Origin of the sequence: Polaribacter marinivivus (assembly GCF_042651285.1) — a bacterium.
In the GTDB taxonomy this organism is placed as follows: domain Bacteria; phylum Bacteroidota; class Bacteroidia; order Flavobacteriales; family Flavobacteriaceae; genus Polaribacter; species Polaribacter marinivivus.
In genome coordinates, this window is sequence record NZ_JBHSCY010000001.1 from 1,294,579 (window position 1) to 1,313,944 (window position 19,366).

Annotated in this window: 17 protein-coding genes; 8 read left to right on the plus strand and 9 right to left on the minus strand. The window is 29.1% G+C overall.

What is annotated here, in order from left to right; genetic code table 11:
• Positions 1–251: 251 nt before the first annotated feature.
• Genes gatB/aspS through ACFOWD_RS06085 form a run of 3 tightly spaced genes read right to left on the minus strand, consistent with a single transcriptional unit; the run spans position 252 to position 5,250 of the window.
• Positions 252–3,584, minus strand: coding sequence for a bifunctional amidotransferase subunit GatB/aspartate--tRNA ligase AspS (gatB/aspS, locus tag ACFOWD_RS06075; protein ID WP_377408957.1), 3,333 nt, complete (start codon positions 3,582–3,584; stop codon positions 252–254).
• Positions 3,584–4,981 carry an amidase family protein gene (locus tag ACFOWD_RS06080; RefSeq protein ID WP_377408959.1) on the minus strand — a complete coding sequence of 466 codons (1,398 nt, stop codon included), beginning with the start codon at positions 4,979–4,981 and terminating at the stop codon, positions 3,584–3,586. Before ACFOWD_RS06080 ends, gatB/aspS begins: the two co-directional genes overlap by 1 nt.
• Positions 4,982–4,983: 2 nt before the next feature.
• Positions 4,984–5,250 carry a hypothetical protein gene (locus ACFOWD_RS06085; RefSeq protein ID WP_377408961.1) on the minus strand — a complete coding sequence of 89 codons (267 nt, stop codon included), beginning with the start codon at positions 5,248–5,250 and terminating at the stop codon, positions 4,984–4,986.
• Between the two features lie 614 nt (positions 5,251–5,864).
• On the opposite strand from ACFOWD_RS06085, the gene ACFOWD_RS06090 reads away from it, so the two are divergent.
• From ACFOWD_RS06090 to trpA, 8 genes are all read left to right on the plus strand, one after another.
• Positions 5,865–7,256, plus strand: coding sequence for an anthranilate synthase component I family protein (locus ACFOWD_RS06090; RefSeq protein ID WP_377408962.1), 1,392 nt, complete (start codon positions 5,865–5,867; stop codon positions 7,254–7,256).
• A gap of 68 nt (positions 7,257–7,324) precedes the next feature.
• Complete coding sequence (locus ACFOWD_RS06095) at positions 7,325–7,930, plus strand: anthranilate synthase component II (protein WP_377408964.1); 606 nt, start codon at positions 7,325–7,327, stop codon at positions 7,928–7,930.
• Between the two features lie 29 nt (positions 7,931–7,959).
• Positions 7,960–8,949, plus strand: a complete 990-nt coding sequence (trpD, locus tag ACFOWD_RS06100; protein WP_377408965.1) for an anthranilate phosphoribosyltransferase — start codon at positions 7,960–7,962, stop codon at positions 8,947–8,949.
• Positions 8,950–9,126, plus strand: a complete 177-nt coding sequence (locus ACFOWD_RS06105) for a hypothetical protein (protein WP_298991942.1) — start codon at positions 8,950–8,952, stop codon at positions 9,124–9,126.
• Position 9,127: 1 nt separating this feature from the next.
• On the plus strand, positions 9,128–9,916 hold the full coding sequence (gene trpC / locus ACFOWD_RS06110; protein ID WP_377408967.1) for an indole-3-glycerol phosphate synthase TrpC: 789 nt from the start codon (positions 9,128–9,130) through the stop codon (positions 9,914–9,916).
• Between the two features lies 1 nt (position 9,917).
• Positions 9,918–10,607 (plus strand): phosphoribosylanthranilate isomerase, encoded by a 690-nt coding sequence (locus ACFOWD_RS06115; protein WP_377408970.1) that lies wholly within the window; start codon positions 9,918–9,920, stop codon positions 10,605–10,607.
• Positions 10,604–11,788 carry a tryptophan synthase subunit beta gene (trpB, locus tag ACFOWD_RS06120; RefSeq protein WP_377408972.1) on the plus strand — a complete coding sequence of 395 codons (1,185 nt, stop codon included), beginning with the start codon at positions 10,604–10,606 and terminating at the stop codon, positions 11,786–11,788. The genes ACFOWD_RS06115 and trpB overlap by 4 nt, the downstream gene beginning before the upstream one ends.
• A gap of 3 nt (positions 11,789–11,791) precedes the next feature.
• A complete protein-coding gene (gene trpA / locus ACFOWD_RS06125; protein ID WP_377408974.1) occupies positions 11,792–12,559 on the plus strand; it encodes a tryptophan synthase subunit alpha in 768 nt (255 codons plus the stop codon).
• Between the two features lie 34 nt (positions 12,560–12,593).
• Here trpA and ACFOWD_RS06130 read toward each other — a convergent pair whose 3' ends face one another.
• The 6 genes from ACFOWD_RS06130 to ACFOWD_RS06155 all read right to left on the minus strand — a co-directional run bounded on the left by ACFOWD_RS06130 (position 12,594) and on the right by ACFOWD_RS06155 (position 19,361).
• On the minus strand, positions 12,594–13,220 hold the full coding sequence (locus ACFOWD_RS06130) for a TonB-dependent receptor plug domain-containing protein (RefSeq protein WP_298991957.1): 627 nt from the start codon (positions 13,218–13,220) through the stop codon (positions 12,594–12,596).
• A 113-nt stretch (positions 13,221–13,333) separates the two neighbouring features.
• On the minus strand, positions 13,334–14,947 hold the full coding sequence (locus ACFOWD_RS06135) for an amidohydrolase (protein WP_377408976.1): 1,614 nt from the start codon (positions 14,945–14,947) through the stop codon (positions 13,334–13,336).
• A 2-nt stretch (positions 14,948–14,949) separates the two neighbouring features.
• Positions 14,950–15,312, minus strand: a complete 363-nt coding sequence (locus ACFOWD_RS06140) for a DoxX family protein (protein WP_377408978.1) — start codon at positions 15,310–15,312, stop codon at positions 14,950–14,952.
• A gap of 3 nt (positions 15,313–15,315) precedes the next feature.
• Positions 15,316–16,749 carry a M20/M25/M40 family metallo-hydrolase gene (locus ACFOWD_RS06145; RefSeq protein WP_377408980.1) on the minus strand — a complete coding sequence of 478 codons (1,434 nt, stop codon included), beginning with the start codon at positions 16,747–16,749 and terminating at the stop codon, positions 15,316–15,318.
• A gap of 51 nt (positions 16,750–16,800) precedes the next feature.
• Positions 16,801–17,598, minus strand: a complete 798-nt coding sequence (locus ACFOWD_RS06150) for a hypothetical protein (RefSeq protein ID WP_377408982.1) — start codon at positions 17,596–17,598, stop codon at positions 16,801–16,803.
• Positions 17,595–19,361 (minus strand): hypothetical protein, encoded by a 1,767-nt coding sequence (locus tag ACFOWD_RS06155; protein ID WP_377408983.1) that lies wholly within the window; start codon positions 19,359–19,361, stop codon positions 17,595–17,597. The genes ACFOWD_RS06150 and ACFOWD_RS06155 overlap by 4 nt, the downstream gene beginning before the upstream one ends.
• Positions 19,362–19,366 lie beyond the last annotated feature (5 nt).

Genomic DNA, 19,366 nt, shown 5'->3' on the forward strand with positions numbered 1-19,366 from the left:
AACGTCTTTACATGACGAATTCTATTAACTCAAATTTACAATTTTATAAGATGATTTCAAGAGTTTTTAGCGATTTTGTTTTAAAATTATCAACATTTGTTAAAAACAAAAAAGTGTCTTAAATCGCCTAAAAATAGTTTTATTTTAGATGTTTGTTATTTTTAATAAGTCATTTATTTTAGAAAACTAAAAAATCTCGCAAAAGCGAGATTTTTTAATTATTAAATATGAATTTGAATCAAAAATAAAACTTATCTCATAATTTTTACATTCATTTCTTCTACTTTTTTATCAGATAGAGGAGAAGGAGCATTAAATAATAAGTCTTCTGATGTCCCAGTTTTTGGAAAAGCCATAACTTCTCTAATAGAAGCTTTCTTTTCTAAAATCATCATAAGTCTGTCAACACCCCAAGCAATTCCACCATGAGGAGGTGCTCCATATTGAAAGGCTTTATACATAGTTCCTACACTTTTTATCATTTCTTCTTTATTGTATCCCATATTTCTATACGTTGCTTCTAAAATTTCTGATTTGTGTGCTCTAACAGAACCACCTCCAATTTCGTATCCATTTAATATTAAGTCATATTGTTGGGCAATGATTGTTCCTATTTCGTCATCTTTACCATTCATATGTTTTTCCAAATCATATACTGCTGGCATAGAAAAAGGATTGTGTGTAAACGTCCATCTTCCTTCATCCGTTTTTTCAAACATTGGGAAATCAACAACCCAAGCAGGTCTTAATTCTTTTGGATTAATCAATTTTAAAATACGTCCCATTTCTTGACGAACAGCATCTAAAGCTTTATTTGCAGTTGCATAGTCAGCAGCAGAAAAGAATACAATATCTCCAACTTGTGCACTGGTTGCTTTGATAATATTAGCTGCAATATCTTCACCTAAAAACTTAATAATTGGCGATTGTAAATCATTTTCATTAACGATAATGTAGGCTAAACCTCCTAAACCATGTTGTTGTGCAATTGCTGTTAAATTTTCAATTTGACCTTTAGACATACGTTTGTTGCCTTGCTCTGCAGCAGAAACTTTAATACACTTTACAATTCCACCTTCATCAATAGGTTTGCTAAAAACCTGAAAAGAAGTTTCTTTAACAATTTCTGTAATGTCTTGCATTTCTAAACCAAAGCGTAAATCTGGTCTATCACAACCATATTTATCCATAGCTTCTTTGTAAGTGAGTGTTACAAATGGATGTAAAATCCATTTTTTGCTATAGATTTTTGTAATCACTTCATTAAACATTTTGGTGTTTAATTCAATGATATCTTGCATACTTGCATAGGCTAATTCTATATCTAACTGAGTAAATTCTGGTTGACGATCACCTCTGGAATCTTCATCTCTAAAACAACGCGCAATTTGAAAATACTTTTCAAAACCACCTACCATTAACATTTGCTTAAATTGTTGAGGTGCTTGTGGTAAGGTGTAAAAAGAACCAGCTTGTTTTCTTGTTGGGACAATAAATTCTCTTGCACCTTCATCTGTACCTGCTGTTAAAATAGGTGTTTCAATTTCTAAGAATTCTTCTTTGTCTAAAATATCACGTAATAATTTTATGACTTTATGACGATTAATAATTGCTCTACGAACATCATCATTTCTATGATCTAAAAACTTGTACTGAAAACGTGTGGTTTCATTAGTTTTAGTAGCTCTTTTAATTTCGAAAGGTAACGTTTTAGAAAGGTTTAAGATTTCTAATTCTGAGGTTTCTAATTCAATTTTACCAGTTCTTAAACTTGAGTTATAATCATCTTCTTTTCTTTGAACAATAATGCCTTTAACTGTAATTACAGTTTCTGGTTTTAGCTTTACTAATTCATCTAAATTCGGAAAAGTTTCTCTACTCAATCTAACTTGAAAAACCTCGTTATTAGAACCACGCAAATCAATAAATATTAATTCTCCATGATCACGAACGCTGGCTACCCAACCAGCTAAAGTCACTTCTTCATTAATATTCGATTCTGAAAGTTGAATTATTTTATGGCTTCTATATTGTTCTTTAATTACAATTGGAATTTTAGGTAATTCCTCTTGGTTGATGTTTTTTGGTTGATGTTTGTTGGTTGATGACTTGTTACTTCCAACTTCATTCTTCACACTTCCGTCTTTATCCACAGTAATTTGTGACAAAATCTCTTCACGAATCACTTTCCCAGAAGCACCTTTGCCAATAATTTTTATGACTTTACCAACTAGGATTCCTGCTTTTCCTTGGTTACCCTTTTTAATATCATTTGCAATAGCTTCATTTTCAGAAACTACTTTAGCAACAGCGTCTTTAATTTGACTTTCTGAAATAGTGTTTTCATCAAAATACTTCTTATAGTCAAAAGTTCTATCTTTTAAATAGCTAGTAATTCCATTTTGAACTAAAACAGATGTGATTTTTTCTTCTTTAAATAATTGAAAAATCTCAATTAAGTGAGTAATGCTATGAATATTTGCATACTTATCTGCAGCAATATTATTTACTAAAGTTTTTGCCACAAAAGAAGGATCTTTAATGACATTATTAATAGCAATAAAAGTTTCTGAACGAACAGCATCTGCTGTAAAAAACTTTGCATCTTGAGGTAAAACACCTCCTTTAATTAAGATAGATTCTACTGCAAAAGGTAAAGAGCTTACATCAACATCTATACTTTCAACTACATTTTTAATATTTACAAAAGGCAAATCTGGTTCAGATATAAATCGATAATCTGCTTCAAACTCCTTTTTACGCATTGTTTTGGTCTGCTTTAAATCAGCGTCAAATAATACTGTAGTTTGATCTGGCCTAAACTCTTTGTTTTCTAAATAATAGTTCAGTTGTTTTTCAACTTCTTCTTTTAAAGCTTCAATCATAAACTTAAATGAGTTCAAGTTTTTGATTTCAGTTCTAGGATTTAATTGATACGAATGTTTTTTTCTAAGTGATACAGAAACATCACTTTTAAATTCTCCTTTTTCTAAATTGGCTTCAGAAATTTTTAAGTTTTGTACAATTCTCTGAATGTATTGAGCGTAAATAGATGCATCTTCTATATGACGAATACAAGGTTCTGTAACAATTTCAATTAAAGGAACTCCTGCTTTGTTAAAATCGACTAAAGACACCTTCTTTTCATGCATCAATTTAGCTGCATCTTCTTCTATGTGAACTTGAGTTAAATTTACGGTAAACTGACTTCCATCATTTCTAAAACAAGAAACTTGACCATCAGGAATTATAGGATTGTGAAATTGAGTAATTTGAATATTTTTTGGGTTGTCTGGATATTCATAATGTTTTCTATCCCAAGAAATCACTTCATTTTCGAAAGTAGATTTTACTGCTTTACCAAAATAAATTGCTTTTTTTACTGCAGCTGAATTTACAGCAGGTAAAACACCCATTTGCCCAGTGCAAACAGAACATATATTTGTGTTGGGTTGTTCAGATTCTTGATTTGCACATGAACAAAATAGTTTTGATTTTGTGTTTAAGCGAACGTGGGTTTCTAAACCAATCACTAACTCTAACTCATGCTTTTTTAAAAGCTCATTTAATTTTTCTAACTCCATTATAAAATATCATTTAAAAAGTTAGCGAATTGTAATACTTTTTCATCATTATCTTTAGCTGCTGTAATTTGAATTCCTGTTGATGTGCCTTGTGGTGCTGTTAACGTAGGTAACTGTCCTAAACTAAAACCAACTGTGTAGGCATCAGATAAGTACATAGCTAATGGTTCTTTTAAACTATCTCCAATTATAGGAGGTGTATTTGGTGTAACAGGTGATAAAATGATATCAACCTCTTTAAAGTCGTTTTCAAAATTGGTAGCAATTTGATCTCTTAAATTTAGTCCTTTTAAATAAATTTCATCAGAGAAACCTTGAGATAATACCTGATTTCCACCAACGATTCTGCGTTTGGTTTCTTCAGAAAAATTCTTTGAACGTGTTATGGAATAAGTGTCTTTTAAATTTTCACCTTCAATTCGATTTCCATAATTTGTGCCATCTAATCTAGACAGGTTAGAAGCAGTTTCTGCCATGGCTAAAGTATAATAGGTAGAAACTAAAGTATCAGAATCAAAGAAATCTAGTGCTTTTACCTGAATTCCTTTTTCTTTTATTGTTTCTAAAGTGTTTAAAAAATCTTCTTTAATTTCTGGATTTATGGCATCACTTTCTATGAAGTTTTTAAAATAACCAACAGTTTTAACTTGGTTTTTGGCAATACTACCATCAGTAATTATTTTAGATTCATAAGTAGTTTGATCTTTAATATCTCTTCCACTCATTACATTTACAACAATTCTAATGTCTTCTATTGATTTTGCAATTGGACCTACACAATCTGTTGAAGAGGCATAAGCCATTAATCCAAATCTTGAAATTCTACCATAAGTAGGCTTTAATCCATAGACGTTATTATATCCTGCTGGTTGTCTGATTGAACCACCTGTGTCACCTCCAATAGAAAAAACTGTGTAGTCTTTGGCAACATTTACTGCTGAGCCACCACTAGAACCACCTCCAACTAAATTAGGGTTAATTGCATTCTTAACGGCTCCAAAAATGGTGTTTTCTGATGATGAACCATGACCAAAACTATCGCAGTTTTCTTTTACTAAAGGAATTGCACCTGCATCTAATAATTTTTGAATTGCAGTTGCTGTATATGCAGATTTATAATTTTTTAAAAGTTGAGAACTAGCTGTAGTATACGTTCCTTGAACCATATATACATCTTTAATTCCAAAAGGGATACCTTCTAATAAACCAATTGCTGCCCCAGATTCAATTTTTGCATCTACTCTTTCTGCTAATTCTAAAGCCATTTTATCTAACAAAGAATTTACAGTATTGTGTGTGTTTTCTTTTAAGGCATTTAATTTTTCTTGAATTAAAGACATACATGTAATTTCTTTACTCACCAATTGTTGATGAATTTTGTGTATTTGTGATTCCATATTTATTCCTCTATCACTCTATTTACAACTAAGTATCCTTTCTTTTCTTTTGGAAAGTTCTCTTTGATAATGCTTTTTTCTAATACTGAGCTGTGTATAACAACATCATCCCTCAAATCTTCTAAAGACACAGCACTTTTATTTAAATTGTTGAAGCTATTGTTACTTGTGTTTGCATTCTTAATAGCTTCAAATAATTTACTTACAGCTTTAGATTCTTTTGCTCCTTTAATGCTAGACAAAATGTCAACAGTCATTATTTTACTCATGTTGTACTTTTTTTAAAATGAAAAAACCTTCCAATATTTTGGAAGGTTTTTAATATATTTTAAACAATACAATTCCTTCCCTAAAAATCAGGATTATTGAAATTATTATTGTTATTGTTACGAATCATATATAATATTAATTACTGACAAATATAGATAGATTTGAGTCGTTTGCAAGTTTTTTACACATTTTATTCGATTTTTTTAAAATGAAAACACCAATAATTTAAGAAATAAATTATTGGCGCTGAAATTAATTCAATAAATTCAAATTCAACCACTCATTCTGAATGTAAAATAACAAGTTTTTATACAAATATTTTACATAATGATTAATATTTGTAATAATTTGTAATAAATAAGAAGCAATATTTATAAAAATGAAAGTTCGAAAACGTTTTCTTAAGCTTATAATTTTTCATTTTTAATCTTAACAAAAAACATGAAAGAATTCTTGTACAAATAAAAAAGCCTTTCTAAATTTGCTTCACAATGCAAAAACAACAAAATATATGGTGGTGGAACTCTCTTATTTAAATAAGTGAGAAAAAAACCTATATATATAAATATAATAAAAGGCTTATCTCACGATAAGCCTTTTTCAATTATAAAAAATGAAAAAAATTAATTTTAAAACATTTTCGAAAACTAAGATTGCTGATACAATTACTCCTGTAGGATTGTATTTGAGATTTAGAGATAAATACGCAAATACATTACTGTTAGAAAGTTCAGATTATCATAGTAAAGAAGAAAGTTTTTCTTTTATTGCCATAGAACCTGTAATTACAATTAAAGCAGAAAATCATCATTTAAGTTTTTCGCATAAAGGAATTGAGTTAGAGAATAAAGAAATAGGAAGAAATTTTAATTCAATTTTTGAAACCTATACAAATCAAATTGAATTAGATTGCTCTAATGAATTAAAATCATTTAATGGTTTGTATGGCTATACAACTTATGATTCTGTTCAGTATTTTGAAAACATTACGCTAAATGTTGAAGAAGCCCCGTCTGCAATTCCATTAATGCAATACAGTTTTTACAGATTTATTATTGCTATCAACCATTTTAATGATGAAATGACTTTGATAGAGAATGTTGAAGAAGGTACAGAGTCTCGAATTAAAGAAATTCAAACTATTATTGATGCACAAGCCTTTAATACTCAAAAGTTCGAAATTGTTGGAGATGAAACTTCGAATGTAAAAGGAGAAGAGTTTATTGAATATGTAAAAAAAGCAAAATCACATTGTAAACGAGGAGATGTTTTTCAATTGGTGTTATCACGTCAATTTCAACAAAAATTTAAAGGAGATGAATTTAATGTTTACAGAGCATTACGTTCAATAAATCCATCACCTTATTTGTTCTTTTTTGATTATGGTTCTTTTAAATTAATGGGCTCATCACCAGAAGCGCAGATAAAAATTCAAAAAGGCAAAGCAACTATAAATCCAATTGCAGGAACCTTCAGAAGAACTGGAGATATGGCTAAAGACATTCAGTTAGGTAAAAAATTATCAGCTGATAAAAAAGAAACAGCAGAACATGTAATGTTAGTGGATTTAGCTAGAAACGATCTAAGCAAACATGCAGATGAAGTAACTGTTGAGGTTTTTAAAGAAGTGCAATATTTTAGTCATGTCATTCATTTGGTTTCAACTGTTTCTGGTCAGTTAAAGGGTAATCCAATAGAGATTGTAGGTGATACTTTTCCTGCAGGAACTTTAAGTGGAGCTCCAAAATACAAAGCAATGCAATTAATAGATACATACGAAAATCAATCAAGAGGATTTTATGGAGGTGCTGTTGGTATTATTGGTTTAGATGGTTCTGTAAATTTGGCAATAGCTATTAGAAGTTTTGTGAGTAAAAATAAGACTTTGTATTACCAAGCAGGAGCAGGAATTGTAATACATTCAGACGAAGAAAAAGAATTACAAGAAGTTAATAATAAACTAGCAGCGTTAAAAAAAGCGTTGATTTTAGCAGAAAATATATAATTGGCTGTTTGCTTTTTGCTTTTAGTATTTTGCTAAAAGCCAAGAGCCAAGAGCTAAAAGCTTAATTTATGAAAATATTAATTTTAGACAATTACGACTCGTTTACCTACAATTTGGTTCATATGGTAGAGAAAATTACAGGAAAATTTCCTGCAGTTTTTAGAAATGACGAAATCAGTATTCAAGATGTTGGAAATTTCGACATTATTATGTTGTCTCCAGGACCTGGTATTCCAGATGAAGCAGGAATTTTAAAAGAGGTAATAAAAACCTATGCAGGTAAAAAACCAATTTTCGGAGTGTGTTTGGGTTTACAAGCAATTACAGAAGTTTTTGGAGGTAAAATCATCAATTTAGACGATGTTTTTCATGGAGTAGCTACAGAGATGAAAATTACAGATTCATCAGCAGTTATCTTTAAAAATATTCCAGAAACTTTTATGGCTGCACGTTATCATTCCTGGTCTGCAACTGATGAAGAATTTCCAAAAGAACTAAAAGTTACAGCTAGAGATGAAGATGGTGGAATACAAGCAATAGAACATACAATATACCCAATTTCTGCTGTTCAGTTTCATCCAGAATCTATATTAACAGACGTTGGAGAACAATTGGTTACTAATTTTATAGACGCTTGTAAAGTGTCTAATGCTGAACTTGATTCAGCATCATAACAAAAGATACTGAAATAAATTCAGCATAAATGAAAGCAATTTTAAACAAATTATTTAATCATGAAAGATTGTCAAAATCTGAGGCAAAACAAGTCTTAATTGAAATAGCTTCTGAGCAATATAATGATGCTCATTTAGCTTCATTTATGACGGTTTTTATGATGAGACCAATTACTGTAGATGAACTTTCTGGTTTTAGAAATGCATTAAAAGAATTGGCTATTAAAGTTGATTTTTCTGATTACAATACTATTGATATTGTTGGTACAGGAGGTGATGGAAAAAATACATTTAACATATCTACATTAACATCTTTTATAGTTGCAGGAACAGGTCAAAAAGTAGCAAAACATGGTAATTATTCTGTGTCTTCTCAGTCTGGTTCTTCAGATATGTTAGAGAGTTTTGGTTATAATTTTACAAATGATGAAAGCACTCTAAAAAAGCATTTAGATAAAGCGAATATTTGTTTTTTACACGCACCAAAATTTCATCCTGCCATGAAAGCAGTTGGACCAACAAGAAAAGCTTTAAAATTAAAAACGTTTTTTAATATGTTGGGGCCTTTGGTAAATCCGAGCTCGCCTAAAAATCATATGTTAGGCACTTTTAATTTAGAAGTGGCACGTTTGTATAATTATATCTTACAAGAGGAAAATATTAATTATGGAATCATTCACGCTTTAGATGGTTATGATGAAATCTCATTAACAAGTGGTTTTAAAATATTCACAAAACAAGGAGAACAATTAATTAATCCTGAAGATTTAAGACAAAAAAGAATTCAGCAATCAGAAATTTTTGGAGGTAATAATGTAGCAGAGGCAGCAAAAATTTTTAAAACAATTTTAGATGGTGAAGGAACTGATGCTCAAAATAATGTAGTACTAACTAATGCTGCATTTGCACTTAAAATAGTGGATGAAAACAAAAGTTTTGAATTAGCATTTGAAGAGGCAAAAGATTCTCTTTTTGGTTTAAAAGCTAAAGAAACTTTACAGAAATTAATAAGTATATAAATGGCAAAAAAAAAGAACAATTTAATTTTAATTATACCAGCATTTCTATTGATGGGTGCAGCAATTGGTATTCAAACTAAAACAGTTATTAAACAAACAATTGTGGGTTTAATAGTTGGAATTATTGTTTACTTTTTTTTGATTTACAGAAATAATAGAATAAATAAAAAGTCATAATATGACAATTTTAGATAAAATAATCGCATTTAAAAAGAAGGAAGTTGCAAAAATAAAAGCAGATGTACCTTTAAAAAAATTAGTAGAAAGCCCAAAATTTAAAAGAACACCAATTTCATTAAAAAAGTCTTTATTAGAAGTGGGTTCAACAGGAATTATAGCTGAATTTAAAAGACAGTCTCCTTCTAAAGGTATTATTAATGACAAAGCAACTGTAACTGATGTAACCAATGGTTATTTAGATGCAAATGTAGCAGCGCAATCTATTTTAACAGATACTTCTTTTTTTGGAGGTACTATAGCAGATTTAATGGAAGCAAGAATTGCGAATCAAATTAAACCTATATTAAGAAAAGATTTTGTGGTTGATGGATTTCAAATTGTTGAAGCAAAAGCTATTGGCGCAGATGTAATTTTATTAATTGCTTCTTGTTTAACTTCAACTGAGTTAAAAAACTATGGAAACTTAGCTAAAGATTTAGGTTTAGAAGTATTATATGAAGTTCATACTCAAGAAGATTTAGATAAGATTAATGATTTAGATAATAAAATTATAGGCATTAATAATCGAAATTTAAAAACGTTTGAAGTTGATTTAGAACATTCTATAAAACTAGCAAATCAAATACCTGATACATGTGTTAAAGTATCAGAAAGTGGAATTTCTGATCCAAAAATCATTACAGGTTTAAAAGAGTTTGGTTTTCAAGGATTTTTAATTGGCGAAAGTTTTATGAAAGAAGAAAACCCAGGTGAAGCATGTCAAGACTTTATCAATCAAATAAGATAATATGAAATTAAAAGTTTGTGGAATGAAATTCGTAGAAAATATTCAGCAAGTTGCTGAATTAAACCCTGATTATTTGGGATTTATTTTCTATGATTCATCTAAAAGAAATTTTGAGGGTATTATTCCAGAACTTTCAACTAATATTAAGAAAACAGGAGTTTTTGTAAATGAACTACCAGAAATTTTAGTGTCTATTGTAGAAGAATATCAATTAGATGCTATTCAATTACATGGTGATGAGTCTGTAGACTATATAAAGACTGTAAGAGAACAGTTGGCATTTAGCAGATCTTCTAGAATAGAAGAAAATAAAGGTAGAAAAAAAGTTAAAAAACCTAAATCTTATGACAATTTAGAGATTATAAAAGTCTTCGGAATTAAAGATGAATTTAATTTTGAGGTTTTACAACCTTATTTAGAAGTCGTAGACTATTTTTTATTTGATACTAAAGGCGAGCAGAGAGGAGGAAATGGAATTCATTTTAATTGGTCTGTTTTAACAAAATATCCATATGATAAACCCTTCTTTTTAAGTGGAGGAATTGGACCAAATGATGAAAATAGAATAAAAGAAATACTAAATTTAGATTTACCTATTTATGCACTTGATGTAAATAGTAAGTTTGAAATAGAACCAGGATTAAAAAATACACAAAAGCTACAAAGCTTCAAGAAAAATATAGAGATATGAAATCAAAGTTTCATCCAGATAAAAACGGATATTTTGGACAATTTGGAGGAGCATTTATACCAGAATTGTTATATCCAAATGTAAAAGAATTAGAAGATAATTATATTCAAATTATCGAATCTGATGAATTCCAGAAAGAGTATAAATCGTTATTAAAAGATTATGTTGGACGACCAAGTCCTCTATATTTTGCTAAGAGATTATCAGAAAAATATGGAGCTCATATATATTTAAAAAGAGAAGATTTAAATCATACAGGAGCACACAAAGTAAACAATACAATTGGTCAGATTTTAATTGCTCAAAAACTTGGTAAAACAAATATTATTGCAGAAACTGGTGCAGGGCAACATGGAGTTGCAACAGCTACTGTTTGCGCTTTAATGGGTTTAGATTGTACTGTTTTTATGGGTGAAAAAGATATACAACGTCAAGCACCTAATGTAGCAAGAATGAAAATGTTAGGAGCAAAAGTTGTTGCAGCGACTTCTGGTTCTAAAACTTTAAAAGACGCAACAAACGAGGCTATAAGATATTGGATTCAAAATCCTGAAACATTTTATTTAATTGGTTCTGTGGTGGGTCCACATCCACATCCAGATATGGTTGCTCGTTTACAAGCGGTTATTTCAGAAGAAATGAAATGGCAACTAAAAGAAAAAACAGGTAAAGAAAACCCAGATACTATTATTGCTTGTGTTGGAGGAGGTAGTAATGCTGCTGGTGCATTCTATCATTATTTTGATGATGAAGAAGTAGAATTAATTGCTGTTGAAGCTGCAGGTTTAGGTGTCAATTCTGGTGAAAGTGCTGCAACTTCTCAGTTAGGAGAAGTGGGTATTATTCATGGTTCTAAAACCATTTTAATGCAAGATGATTATGGTCAAATTGTAGAGCCTTATTCTATTTCTGCAGGATTAGATTATCCTGGAGTTGGTCCTTTACATGCGTATTTGTATGAAAGTGGAAGAGCGAAGTTTATGAATGCTACAGACAAAGAAGCATTAACTGCAGCCTATGAATTAACAAAAATAGAAGGTATTATTCCAGCTTTAGAAACAGCCCATGCATTAGCGGTTTTACCTAAAATGAAATTAAATAAAGATCAAGTTGTGGTTATTAATTTATCTGGTAGAGGAGATAAAGATTTAGAAACTTATATTAAACATTTAGAAGAGTAAGTTATGAATTCAGTTCAAAAATTATTTCAACAAAAAGATAAAAATCTTCTTTCAATTTATTTTACTTGTGGTTATCCAGAGCTTACTGATACTACAAAAGTAATAACTGAATTAGAAAAGAGTGGAGTAGATTTTATAGAAGTGGGTTTGCCTTATTCAGACCCTTTAGCAGATGGACCAACTATACAAGATAGTAGTCAAGTTGCTCTGAAAAACGGTGTGAATTTAGATATTGTTTTCGATCAATTAATGACTATTAAAGAGACCAATAAAACACCTTTAGTGTTAATGGGGTATTTAAATCAAATGCTAAAATATGGAGAAGATAAATTTTGCCAAAAAGTTGTTGATTGTGGTATAGATACTGTTATTATTCCTGATTTACCAATGGTTGAATTTGAAAATCATTACCAACAATTATTTGACAAATACGGAATTACAAATGTGTTTTTAATAACACCTCATACATCCCAAGAAAGAATTAAAAAGATAGATAATTACACTAAGGCTTTTATATATGTAGTTGCTTCTGCATCTATAACTGGTGCAAAAGGTGAAATTTCAAATCAGCAAATTGCATATTTTGAAAGAATAAAAACTATGAATTTAAAAAGCAAATTAATTGTAGGTTTTGGTATCTCTGATAAACAAACCTTCAATACTGCTTGTGCTTATGCAAATGGAGCAATTATTGGTTCTGCTTTTATAAAGTTCTTAGGTAGTTCAAATGTAAAATCTATCAATTCATTTATTTCAAAAATAAAGAACTGATAGATTTTATATCTATTTTAGAAAGAGTAAAATATTACTCAATAGATGTTTTAACTTCTATAACTCCAGCAGCACCTCTCATTCCATATACAGCAGTTTCTGGACCTTTTAATACTTTTACTGAAATAATAGTAGTTGGTACAATGTTAGCAAACGTTTCTTCACCTACTTGTACCCCATTTAAAATGTATAATGGTGTATTATTACCATTAATAGAATTGTTACCTCTAATCGTAATAATATTACCTACACTAACATTTACACCAGCAACTTTACCTCTTAGATAATCATAAATATCTCTAAACTGTATAGCACCACCAACTTTAGTGTTTGTAGTACTTGAGACGAAATCTTTATTACCATTAACAAGATTTATAATGATATTATTTTTACCAGAATAAGCTACTTTTTTTACTCCAAAAAGAGGAGAGTATGCAGTGATTTCTTTTGGTGTTTTATCTAGTTTTACTTTAAAATATCCTGCTGAATTTGCAACTCTTTTTTGTTTTACATTGTCAATTAAAATTACAGCTCCAGGTACAGGATTATTATTTACATCTTTTACAGCTATTGTAAGTTTAATGTTTTCTTTTTCTTGAGCAGAAAACGATACTGTAAAAAATAATATTAAGATGGTTAAAAATGTATTTATTTTTTTCATAAATGTTTGATTTTGTTATTGTTATTCTTCATCAAGAATAATGCCAATTGTTTTAAATAAACACATTAAAATTAAACAATTTGTAATGTTTTTTGAATAATATTTTGTTAAAATTAAAATACTTTTTCTCCATTTAAATAGGTAGCAACTGCTTTGGTTTTAGGTATTTTATCACCTTTAACTTCCATAATATTTTGATTTAAAATCACAAAATCAGCAAATTTACCTACCTCAATACTCCCTTTTTCATTTTCTTCGAAATTAGAATAGGCAGCCCAAATAGTCATTCCTTTTAAAGTTTCTTCTCTTGATAATGCATTTTCCATTTGAAAACCATCTTTTGGAAAATTATTTAAATCTTTACGAATAGCAGAAGCATAAAATGTTAAAAACGGATTAACTTGCTCTACAGGAAAATCTGTACCTAATGCTACTTTGCCATATTCTTTTAATAAATCTTTAAATGCATATGCACCTTTCATTCTTTCTGCACCAATTCTATCTTCTGCCCAATACATATCAGATGTTGCATGTGTAGGTTGTATAGAAGGTAAAATGTTATCAAAGTTTTTAAAATCTTCTGCAGATATAATTTGCGCATGTTCAATTCTCCATCTTCTATTTTTAGCATCTTTTAAAACTTCTTTATAGGTTTTAGTTAACCAAGTATTTGCAGAATCTCCAATAGCATGTGTATTCATTTGAAATTCTGAGGCAGCTATTTGTCTAGCAATTTCTTGATATCTTTCTGGGCTATAAATTAAAGCTCCAAAATGATTATCTCTATCTGAATAAGATTCACGCATTGCAGCTCCTCTAGAGCCTAAAGCTCCATCTCCATAAACTTTAAATGAGCGTACATTTAAGTAATCTGTTTTGTAAATTCCTTTGTTAATGTAATAGTCTATTTGTTTTTGTTTATCTCCAGAAACCATTGCATACACTCTCATTTTAAGCTGATTAGCTTTTTGTAGGCTATCTATTAACTCTATGTGTTTTTGATCTAAACCAGCATCATCTACAGTGGTTAAACCGTAAGAAAAACAAATATCTTGTGCATCTAGCAAACCTTGAATCGTTTCTTGTTTTGTAGTTTCTGGAAATTTGATGAAGTCCATAGCAGCATCAATTAAAACGCCAGTCATTTCTCCATTTTTTGTAATTATTTCTCCTCCAGAAACTTTGGTGTTTTTAGTAATACTTGCTAAATCAATTGCAGCTTGATTTACTAATAAAGCATGACCATCAACTCTAGTTAATGCAACAGGAGTATTTGGAAATAATTTATCTAATTTTTCTTTGGTAGGGAATTCTTTTATTTCCCAATCATTTTGATCCCAACCTCTCCCTTTTATAAATGCAGCATTTTTTTCTTTTTGAAAAGCAACTAGTCTCTCCAAAATTTCATCATAACTTTTAGTTCCATTTAAATCAGCAGTTTGTAAACCCGTTCCAAAACGTAAAAAATGACAATGAGCATCTATTAAACCAGGAACAATAGTTTGATTTTTAGCATCAATAATATTGTCTGAATCATATTTATCTTGTATTTCTTTTGTTGAACCAACAGCTACAAATTTGCCTTCTTTTATAGCAAAAGCTTCAGCTTTGTCAAAAGTATTATTTACAGTATATGCATTAGCATTGATTACAATGCTATCTACTTTTTCTTTTTGACAAGAAATTAGAATTAGTAATAAGATTAAAATTGAAAATATTTTTTTCATATTTAAGAGTTTAAATAAATTAAATACGCTCCATACATCAATACAAATTGAAATGGAATTCGAATAAATGCTAATTTTTTTGAACCAATAGCTGGTTTTGGTTTTGTGTAATCCCAAATGTGAATGAACAATAAACCAAATAGTAATATGATGATGCCTATTGCTCCTAATTTGCAATAATTATCTAAAAAAAGCGAAAAACCTAGACCAAATTCTAAGATTCCAACAATATAATTAACCGCTAATTTAGGAAATCCTTTAGGTATAAAACCGTTAAAAAATTTAGGTTTTATAAAATGCATAATGCCTGCAAAACAGAAAAAAGCACCATAAATTATTTTTAAAATGAAAACAGTGGTTTCCATAACTTAAGGTTTTACAGGAGTATCATTATACAAATACTTATCCATTAAATAAATAATACTAGCCATAGAAGCAGAACCTAATTCTAATTCACGTTTATTTACTTTATCAAATGTATCTCTACTAGTATGATGATAATCGAAATAGCGTTGAGAATCTGGTCTATAGCCTACTAAAGTTACATTTTCTGCTCTTAAAGGGCTAATATCTGCACCTGAACCTCCTTTTTCTATATCATGTAATCCATAAGGAGATAGTAGTTTTTTCCAGCTTTGTAAAAGAGTAGTATTTGCAGTATTTGCATCAATAGAAAAACCTCTAGGTGTATGACCACCAGCATCAGATTCTAAACCTCCAATATGATTCTCTTTATTCAGTTTTGCTAATTCTGCATATTTTTTTGCACCTCTAGTTCCATTTTCTTCATTCATAAAAAACACTACTCTAATTGTGTTCTTTGGCTTGATATTATTTTGTTTAAATAAATAAGCAACTTCTAAAGATTGTACAACACCTGTTCCATCATCATGAGCTCCTTCACCTAAATCCCAAGAATCTAAATGACCACCAACAACAAAAATGTTTTCTGGATTTTCAGTTCCTCTAATTTCACCAACCACATTAAAAGATGGTGCATCTGGTAAAGTTTCACAACTTTGTTTAAAATAGAATTTTAAATTAGGGTTTACTTTTAAATCTTTACTTAAATTCTCTGCAGCTAAGCTACTAATTGCAGCTGCAGGAATGTGTTTTTCCTTTGGTAAATCTCCATAACTCATGGTTCCTGTATGAGGAAAATCATCAATAGAATTCGTCATAGAACGAACAATAACACCTTTAGCACCAAACTCACCACAAACAGCAGCTCCTCTTACTCTTTGGTCTACACAACCTCCATAAGCTTTAAAAGTATGAATTAAAGTATTATCAAAAGGACGATTAAAAAATACAATTTTACCTTTCATTTTGGTACCTAAAGCTTTGGCTTCTTCTAAGCTTTTTACTTCAATAACTTCTGCTAAGACACCTTCTTTTGGTGTAGCTACAGAAAAACCTAAAGCACAAATAGCCACATTTTTTTGTTGTCCATTTGTAGTATAAGTTGCTACTTCTTTTTCTCCTCTAACCCAATGAGGAACCATAACAGGTTGAAGCCAAACAGAATCTAAACCAACTTCTTTCATTACTTTTTCTCCCCATTCAACAGCTTTTTGAGCTTCTGGAGAACCAGATAATCTACCTCCAACATTTTGAGTTAAATCTCTTAACCATTCATAAGATTTACCTTCTGTTAAGGCAGAATTAAATATTGTTTTAATTTGAGAAGAATCTATTTTTTCTTCTGTAGATAACGTATTAGATACAGTTTGTTTTTCTGCAGTTTGCTGACAAGAGAAAAGTAAAAAAGTAAAGCTAAAAAGAGTTAAAATTTTTTTCATTGAGTAGTTCGTTTTTTAAAAACATAAAACTACAAAAATGAAACGAGAAACTTATTTTATTTGGAAATGAATATGATCATCATGTCTTACTGCTTTACAACCTTGAAATCTTATTTTTGAATTAAATAAATTTAGTCTTTTTTTTAAATGAGGTTCTATAAAAAGCTTACTAACATCTTTATTTTTTAAAATTATTTCAATAAGTTTTTTTGTTCCTTTTTCTGAAAACAGTAAATTTTTATTGATTTTTCCAAAAGTTAAGTACTTTGTGAAATCATATTGCCAAAAACCTTTTTTTAAACAACTTTTAGTTTGACTTTTTTCTGTTGTTTTTGGGTTTTCAAAAACACCATAACCACTTCTTGAAGTTTTTAAATTTGTAAAACTTCCATTTTTATTTTCATAAATAAAAGATAAATCTATCTTTTTTCCATCATTATGACTTAAATGAGGTAATAAAGGGAATCCATCAAAAAAAGGAAAGTTAGCATCTAAATAAATTATCTTAATAGAAGGGAATTCTTTTTTAAACTTTTTTGAAACATCTATTAGTGTATTATTTAATTCAGGAACTACATAGTTTCTGTTACAAAGTATAGTTAAAAAGTTGTGAGATTCAATTACATTATTATCATTAATTTTTATTCTTCCAAAATAAGTTGCTACAATTGGAACTATTAAAAAAGTTGAAATTGAATAAATTATTATGAAAGTAAATAGTCTTTTAACTCTATAATGTTTCTTGTTATTTTTTATTAATAATATTGAGAATAAATATACTACACCTCCAATTTGAGTTATAATTGTTAATATAATTATTAATGTTAGATGTAGAATTAATTTTATCAAAAATCAAACTTATAAGTTAATCCTCCTAGAATTTGAAATCCTTGAACATTAAAGTTTGCAAAGCGATCATAACTATTATTTAAAATATTATTTACCCTTAGAAATGCTGAGAATTTATCGTTAAAATGATATCCTCCATTTATATTGATATCTACAAATGCGTCTAGAGTTTGTGTACCATTACTTATGGTTGGGTAAATACTTGTATAAACTACATCTTTTCTTTGGCCAACATAAAATATATTGGTTGATGCAAACCATTTTGTGTTTTTATATTCAGCAGTAAAAGATCCTTGTGTGTTAGGTGAATTCCAAGCCTCTAATTGATTTGTAGTTGTATAATTTAGGTATTCAAAATCAGCTTTAAAAGAGATTCTTTTTGAAAACTCATATTCTAATTCTGCTAAAATTGAAGTGGTTTTAACATCATCATAAACTACATCAAAAGAGTTACCATATTCGTACCCTAATAATGCATTTCCGTTTAAAGAAGTGTTTATACCATCAGATTTTGAATTATTTTTAATAAAAAGAGGCTTGTCTTCTTCATCTTTACTACTTGCTGAAATATTAAAAGTTAAATCGTTATTTATAATTCCATTAAATCCTAAAAAAGCATTATACTTTTCTGAAGTTTGTGTGATTAAAAGTGTTGGGGAAACAAAAGGATTATCTTCTGTAAAGCTTCTAAATGTATTAGTTTGTAGGCCTCCTTTAGCACCTGTGTAAATATTAAATTTACCTTTTGCTAACTCTTTTTGAAGAAATACATCTGGATAAATTAAAAAATTGTTGATTTTATTTTCAGTATCAAAAGAAGCAAAAAACTTAGTACCTAATTTTAAAGAAAAACCACTAAATGTTGTTTTGTATTCTGGGTTTACACTTGCTGTAAATAGACTGTAATTTACTCTGTTTTGGTTTGCATAATCTCTTTCAAAACTTCCACTTACATATTCTAAATTAGTGTTTAGGGTTAGATTTTTTAAACTTCTACTTATAAAATCAATAGGTAAATCAAATATGGTGTTTAAATTAAAAAAGAATTCTCTACTTTTAAAATTATCTGAAAAATGAGAAGCATTTAATGTGCTTTTATCTATATACGAATCTAAAAAATCTATTTCTCCAGTGGCTTTTAAATATGTGTAATTCTGTTTTTCTTCTATACTGTTTAGCGTTGAAGTTATAAAGTTAGTATTAGATAAACCATACCAATTATAAGTGTCTAAAGCAGTTTCTACATTTATCTTCCAATCAAAATAACGTTCTTCTTTTTTATAAAAAGCGTTTGCAAAAAAGTTAGAAAAATTACTATCTAATAATGTGTTTTCAATATTGTCTAAAGAAGAATTGTATTTTGCATGAAGTCCAAATTGATCTTCAAAACGTGTGTTGCTATGTAAATAAAGTTCAGCATATGGTGAATTGTAATTACCATAACCTAAAGCAAGATAATTATTATAAATACGTTCTCTTACACCTACATCTATACCTTTTACTACACCACTTTTAGGTACAAATGTAGATGCAACTGGTGCAGAAAATATAGTATATTTTAAAGGTTTCTTTTTATTTTTTTCAGATAATTGAATAACAGGATTTTTATTAATTTTATTAGCGTCTGCAATTTTAGGGTTGTACTTACTAACAACCTCTACAACTTCAGTTTTAACTGTATCTACTTTTTTTGTAGGTACATTTTGTGAAAATTGTTTACAAACAAAAAATAACATAAATAATACAACTAAGCCTTTTTTCATAATTG

Bases quoted from the DNA above. Each gene is read 5' to 3' on its own strand.
- gatB/aspS (WP_377408957.1), bottom strand. From the start codon at position 3,584: ATGGAGTTAGAAAAATTAAATGAGCTTTTAAAAAAGCATGAGTTAGAG.
- ACFOWD_RS06080 (WP_377408959.1), bottom strand. From the start codon at position 4,981: ATGGAATCACAAATACACAAAATTCATCAACAATTGGTGAGTAAAGAA.
- ACFOWD_RS06085 (WP_377408961.1), bottom strand. From the start codon at position 5,250: ATGAGTAAAATAATGACTGTTGACATTTTGTCTAGCATTAAAGGAGCA.
- ACFOWD_RS06090 (WP_377408962.1), top strand. From the start codon at position 5,865: ATGAAAAAAATTAATTTTAAAACATTTTCGAAAACTAAGATTGCTGAT.
- ACFOWD_RS06095 (WP_377408964.1), top strand. From the start codon at position 7,325: ATGAAAATATTAATTTTAGACAATTACGACTCGTTTACCTACAATTTG.
- trpD (WP_377408965.1), top strand. From the start codon at position 7,960: ATGAAAGCAATTTTAAACAAATTATTTAATCATGAAAGATTGTCAAAA.
- ACFOWD_RS06105 (WP_298991942.1), top strand. From the start codon at position 8,950: ATGGCAAAAAAAAAGAACAATTTAATTTTAATTATACCAGCATTTCTA.
- trpC (WP_377408967.1), top strand. From the start codon at position 9,128: ATGACAATTTTAGATAAAATAATCGCATTTAAAAAGAAGGAAGTTGCA.
- ACFOWD_RS06115 (WP_377408970.1), top strand. From the start codon at position 9,918: ATGAAATTAAAAGTTTGTGGAATGAAATTCGTAGAAAATATTCAGCAA.
- trpB (WP_377408972.1), top strand. From the start codon at position 10,604: ATGAAATCAAAGTTTCATCCAGATAAAAACGGATATTTTGGACAATTT.
- trpA (WP_377408974.1), top strand. From the start codon at position 11,792: ATGAATTCAGTTCAAAAATTATTTCAACAAAAAGATAAAAATCTTCTT.
- ACFOWD_RS06130 (WP_298991957.1), bottom strand. From the start codon at position 13,220: ATGAAAAAAATAAATACATTTTTAACCATCTTAATATTATTTTTTACA.
- ACFOWD_RS06135 (WP_377408976.1), bottom strand. From the start codon at position 14,947: ATGAAAAAAATATTTTCAATTTTAATCTTATTACTAATTCTAATTTCT.
- ACFOWD_RS06140 (WP_377408978.1), bottom strand. From the start codon at position 15,312: ATGGAAACCACTGTTTTCATTTTAAAAATAATTTATGGTGCTTTTTTC.
- ACFOWD_RS06145 (WP_377408980.1), bottom strand. From the start codon at position 16,749: ATGAAAAAAATTTTAACTCTTTTTAGCTTTACTTTTTTACTTTTCTCT.
- ACFOWD_RS06155 (WP_377408983.1), bottom strand. From the start codon at position 19,361: ATGAAAAAAGGCTTAGTTGTATTATTTATGTTATTTTTTGTTTGTAAA.